Raw genomic sequence first — 5,488 nt, 5'->3', positions numbered from 1 at the left:
GTCCGACACCGGGGTGGGCCTGGCACCGGAGGACCTCGAGCGGGTGTTCGAGCGCTTCTACCGGGCCCCGGGGGGTGCGGCCCGCCGCTCCGACGGCTCCGGTATCGGCCTGACGATCGCCAGGGGCCTGGCGCGCGACCACGGCGGGGACCTGACGGCCATGTCTCCCGGGCCCGGTTCCGGGGCGACCTTCCGACTCACGCTCCCGGTAGCCGACGAGTCGACGGTGCCGGCCACCCCCACCGCCCCGTCCGAGGTGCAGGTCCCAGGCCCGGATGTGCTTCGCTGAGGCCATGAGCAGCACAGCACCCACCCCCGACGAGGTCCTCACCACCCTGCTGGCCACCCCCGCGCGCTGGGCGGTCGTCGGGCTCTCCACGAACACCGCGCGCGCCGCGTACGGTGTCGCGGCCTACCTCCAGTCGCTCGGCCACACGACGGTCCCCGTTCACCCGGCGGCCCAGACGGTCCACGGCGAGCAGGGCTACACCTCGCTGACCCAGGTGCCCGGGAGCATCGACGTCGTCGACGTGTTCGTCGCGAGCCATCGCGCGGGGGCGGTCATCGACGAGGCGATCCAGGTCGGCGCGAAGGCCGTCTGGCTCCAGCTCGGCGTGCACGACGCCGCGGCGGAACGCCGGGCGGTCGAGGCCGGTCTCGTCCTGGTCACGGACGTGTGCCCCAAGATCGAGGGTCCGCGGCTCGGGGTGCACCCGCTCCGCTGAGTCCGCGAGCCGGGCACCACGGCTCAGCCGTAGAAGACCCTGTCGACCACCGCTCGGGCCCGACGCGCGACCCGGAGGTAGGTGTCGGCGAGGTCGACGGGCGTGCCAGGAGGATGGCCGAGCAGGCGGGCCAGCCCGAGCAGCTCGCGTCGGTCGTGCGGGAGCACGTCGGCCGTCGCCCCGCCGGTACGCCCCGTCCAGAGGACCACGGCGTTGCGCAGCCCTGAGGCGAGCCGCCAGGCCTCGTCGAGCATCGCGAGGTCCTGCTCGTCGAGCAGGCCTGCGTCATGGGCCGCCGTGAGCGCGCCGAGCGTCGAGGTGGTCCGCAGCGCTGGGACCTCGAAACCGTGCTGGAGCTGGAGCAGCTGAGCCGTCCACTCGACGTCGGACAGACCGCCCCGGCCCAGCTTGAGGTGCCGGTTCGGGTCGACCCCGCGGGGCAGGCGCTCGGCCTCCATCCGCGCCTTGAGCCGCCTGACCTCCTTGACGACGGTCGGGGAGGCTCCGCCCTGCGGGTAGCGCACCGGGTCGATCAGCGCGACGAAGCGGTCTCCGAGGTCCTGGTCCCCTGCGACCGGACGGGCACGGAGCAGGGCCTGGCTCTCCCACGGCGCGGACCAGCGACCGTAGTACTCGGCGAAGGAGCCGAGGGTGCGCACCAGCGGTCCGTTGCGCCCCTCGGGGCGCAGGTCGGCGTCGACCTCCAGCACGGGCTCGGCCCCGACCTCGCCGAGCAGCGCGCGGACCCGCGTCGCGATCGCCGTGGCCTGGGCCTGGGCACGCGACTCGTCGGCTCCCGGCAGCGGGTCGTGGACGAAGAGCACGTCCGCGTCGGAGCCGTAGCCGAGCTCGGCCCCGCCGAGCCGACCCATCGCGATGATGCTCATCCGGGTGAGGGTCCCCTCGGGTCCGTGCCTCATCTCGAACTCGGCGATGCGCAGGACCCCGGAGAGCGCCACCTCGGCCGCGGCGGTGAGCGCGGCCGCCCCGGACACGAGGTCCGTGCTGCCGAGCACCTCGCCGACGGCTGTCCTGGCCAGCTCGCGCCTGCGCAGCGCCCGCAGCAGCGTGGCGGCGACCTTGGCGTCCTCCTGGCGGGCGAGCAGGGCGTCGGCCTCTCCCGACAGTCGCGCGAGGTCCCGCGGGGCGAGCTCGCCGTCGTCGTCGAGCCAGGCGACGGACTCCGGTGAGCGAGCGAGCGCGTCGGCCGCGTAGCGCGAGGTCGAGAGCACCCGGGCGAGGCGATGCGCTGCCACCCCGGAGTCCCTCAGCAGCTTGAGGTACCAGTGCGTGGTGCCGAGCTCGTCCGAGAGCCGTCGGAAGGCGAGCAGGCCGGCATCGCTGTCCGCACCCTCGGCGAACCAGCCGAGCAGGACGGGCAGGAGCTGCCGCTGGATCGCGGCCCGCCGGCTGAGCCCCTCGGTGAGCGCGGTGATGTGCCGCATGGCCCCGGCGGGGTCGCGGTAGCCGATGGCGAGCAGTCGGGCTCGGGCCGCCTCGGGCGCCAGGGCGACCTCGTCACGGCTCAGGCTGGCCGTGGCGGGGAGCAGCGGACGGTAGAAGAGCTCTTCGTGCAGGCGCCGCACGTCCCGGCGCGCGGTGCGCCAGCGCTCCATCACCTCGGCCTCGTCGCGCAGGCCGATCGACCGTGCCAGGCGCCTGAGGTCCCCGGGGGCTGTCGGCATGAGATGGGTGCGGCTGAGCTTGTGCAGCTGGATGCGGTGCTCGAGGACCCGCAGCAACCGGTAGCAGACGGCGAGCCGACCCGCGTGGTCGCGCCCGACATAGCCACCCGAGGAGAGCGCGGCGAGCGCGGAGAGGGTGTGGGGGCTGCGGATCGACTCGTCCGAGCGACCGTGCACCAGCTGGAGGAGCTGGACGGTGAACTCCACGTCGCGGAGCCCGCCGGTACCCAGCTTGAGCTGACGGTCGACCTCGGCCGCGGGCACGTGCTGCTCGACCCGGCGCCGCATCGCCTGGGAGTCCTCGACGAAGTTCTCCCGCTCGACGGCCGACCACACCATCGGCGACATCTCGGCCAGGTACTGGGCGCCGACCTCCCGGTCACCGGCGACCACCCTGGCCTTGAGCAGGGCCTGGAACTCCCAGGTCTTGGCCCAGCGCTCGTAGTACGCCTTGTGGCTCGCCACGGTCCGCACGAGGGGACCGTTCTTGCCCTCGGGGCGCAGCGCGGCGTCCACGGGCCACAGCGCGGGTTCGCCGGAGGCGGCAGAGCATGCGCGCGCCATCCCGGTGGCGAGGCGCGTCGCGGAGGCGAGCGCTGCCTGCTCCGCGGTGCCCTCGACCGGCTCGGCGACGTAGATGACGTCGACGTCCGAGACGTAGTTGAGCTCCCGGCCACCCGTCTTGCCCATGCCCAGCACCGCGAGCCGGACCCCCGCGCCGTGGTCGACCTGATCCGCCCGTGCCAGGGCCAGACCGGCCTCGAGGGCGGCCGAGGCGAGATCGGCGAGGGCGGACCCGACCGAGGGAAGGAGCGAGAGCGGCTCGGCACTGGTCAGGTCGGCAGCCGAGATCGCGAGCAGACGTCGCCGGTACGCCCGGCGCATGAGGTCGGTCCCCCGCTGACCCGTGATCGTGGCGACCGGGACCTCCGCCTCGGGATCGGCTCCCACGGCTCCCAGGAGCTCCGCGCGGACCACCTCGCCCGAGGTCCCGATCGGGCTCGGCTCGGCGAGGGCGTCGAGATCATCCGGGTGGCGCACGAGGTGGTCCCCGAGCGCGGAGGAGGCACCGAGCACGGCGATCAGCGTGTCCCGCTCCGGCCCGTCGGTACGGAGCAGGGATCGGACCGTGGCCCGTTCCGGGCCCGGAGTGGCGGCCAGCCGGGTCGCCGCGAGCAGCGCGTCGTCCGGCGACGCGGCCTTGGACAGCGCCATGGCCAAGGGAGGGGTCTCGTCGACCGAACCGAGCAGCGCGACGAGGTCCGGGTCCGCGAGCAGGTCGACGGCCCGCTCCGGGTCGGTGAACCCGGCGCGGGTGAGCACTCCTCGCAGGCTCCCGGTGCGCCGGGACTGCGGTGCGGACTCGCTCATCGCGGGCTCACAGCACCGGCAGGTACCGCTTCAGCTCGAATGCGGTCACCTGCGAGCGGTAGGCGTTCCACTCGTCGCGCTTGTTGCGCAGCACGAAGTCGAACACGTGCTCGCCGAGCGTCTCGGCGACCAGCTCGCTGGTCTCCATGATCTCGATCGCCTGGTCGAGGGAGGACGGCAGCGGTCGGATGCCCAGGGCCCGGCGCTCGGCGTCGGTGAGCTCCCAGACGTCGTCCTCGGAGCCCTCCGGCAGCTCGTAGCCCTCCTCGATGCCCTTGAGCCCCGCCGCGAGCAGCAGGGCGAAGGAGAGGTACGGGTTCGCTGCCGAGTCCAGCGCGCGGTACTCCACCCGGCTCGAGTTGCCCTTGCCCGGCTTGTACATCGGGACCCGCACGAGGGAGGAGCGGTTGTTGTGCCCCCAGCAGATGTACGACGGCGCCTCGGCGCCGCCCCACAGCCGCTTGTAGGAGTTCACGTACTGGTTGGTGATGGCCGTGATCTCGGCAGCGTGGTGCAGCAGGCCCGCGATGAACTTGCGCCCCGTGGCGGAGAGCTCGAGCGGGGCGCCGGGCTCGTAGAAGGCGTTGCGGTCACCCTCGAACAGCGAGAGGTGCGTGTGCATGCCCGAGCCCGGGTACTCCGCCATCGGCTTCGGCATGAAGGAGGCGACGATCCCCTGCTCGAGCGCCACCTCCTTGACCACCGTGCGGAAGGTCATGATGTTGTCGGCCGTCGTCAGGGCGTCCGCGTAACGCAGGTCGATCTCGTTCTGGCCGGGGCCGGCCTCGTGGTGGGAGAACTCCACCGAGATGCCCATGGACTCGAGCATCGTGATGGCGGCGCGCCGGAAGTCGTGGCCGGTCCCGCGCGGGCCGTGGTCGAAGTACCCGCCGGAGTCCACCGGGACGAGCGGCTTCTCCGGGTCGGCCGGGTCCTCGAACAGGTAGAACTCGACCTCGGGGTGCGTGTAGAAGGTGAACCCCTGGTCCGAGGCCTTCGCCAGCGCGCGCTTGAGGACGTACCGCGAGTCGGCGAGCGAGGGTTCACCGTCGGGCGTGTGGATGTCGCAGAACATCCGCGCCGTGCCGTGGTGGTCCCCGCGCCAGGGCAGGACCTGGAAGGTCGACGGGTCGGGCTTGGCGAGCATGTCCGCCTCGTAGACGCGGGTCAGCCCCTCGATGGCGCTCCCGTCGAAGCCGATGCCCTCGCGGAACGCCGACTCGAGCTCTGCCGGGGCCACGGCCACCGATTTCAGCATCCCCAGCACATCCGTGAACCACAGACGGATGAAGCGGATGTCCCGTTCCTCGACGGTGCGGAGTACGAAGTCCTGCTGCCTGTCCATGGCCCCATCCTGCCGCACGGAGGGCGATGGTCGCGCGGATAGGGTTGAGCCATGCCGATGACGATCGCTCTGGCTCAGATCGACGCCCGTGTGGGCGACCTGGGCCGGAACACGACGCAGGTCCTGGAGTGGTGCACGCGGGCCGCCCAGGCCGGGGCCGATCTGGTCGTCCTGCCGGAGATGACGCTGACCGGCTACCCCATCGAGGACCTCGCCCTGCGCGACTCCTTCGCCCGGGCGGCCGACCGCTCCCTGTACCGGCTCGCCGAGGAGCTGCTGGGGCGCGGCCTCGGTGAGCTCGTCGTCGTCCTCGGCACCCTCGGACGGTCCCCGGACGGCCGAGCGACCAATCGCGCCGTGAC

General features: G+C 72.8%; 5 protein-coding genes. 3 read left to right on the top strand and 2 right to left on the bottom strand.

Features of this window, described 5'->3' with window-relative positions; translation table 11 throughout:
- Positions 1-289 (top strand): ATP-binding protein (locus ABWK99_RS13075; protein WP_372595142.1); only part of this gene is annotated, 289 nt, incomplete at its 5' end.
- Positions 290-293: 4 nt separating this feature from the next.
- Positions 294-725 (top strand): CoA-binding protein, encoded by a 432-nt coding sequence (locus ABWK99_RS13070; RefSeq protein WP_372595141.1) that lies wholly within the window; start codon positions 294-296, stop codon positions 723-725.
- 23 nt (positions 726-748) lie between these two features.
- Here ABWK99_RS13070 and ABWK99_RS13065 read toward each other — a convergent pair whose 3' ends face one another.
- Positions 749-3,781: a bifunctional [glutamine synthetase] adenylyltransferase/[glutamine synthetase]-adenylyl-L-tyrosine phosphorylase gene (locus tag ABWK99_RS13065; protein ID WP_372595140.1), complete on the bottom strand. Its 3,033-nt coding sequence runs from the start codon at positions 3,779-3,781 to the stop codon at positions 749-751.
- Between the two features lie 7 nt (positions 3,782-3,788).
- On the bottom strand, positions 3,789-5,126 hold the full coding sequence (gene glnA / locus ABWK99_RS13060; RefSeq protein WP_372595139.1) for a type I glutamate--ammonia ligase: 1,338 nt from the start codon (positions 5,124-5,126) through the stop codon (positions 3,789-3,791).
- Between the two features lie 51 nt (positions 5,127-5,177).
- Here glnA and ABWK99_RS13055 point away from each other — a divergent pair.
- A partial coding sequence (locus tag ABWK99_RS13055) for a nitrilase-related carbon-nitrogen hydrolase (RefSeq protein ID WP_372595138.1) occupies positions 5,178-5,488 on the top strand: 311 nt, incomplete at its 3' end.

Origin of the sequence: Actinotalea sp. (genome assembly GCF_041597215.1) — a bacterium.
Classification (GTDB): Bacteria; Actinomycetota; Actinomycetes; order Actinomycetales; family Cellulomonadaceae; genus Actinotalea.
This window is presented reverse-complemented; position numbering and strand designations above follow the sequence as displayed.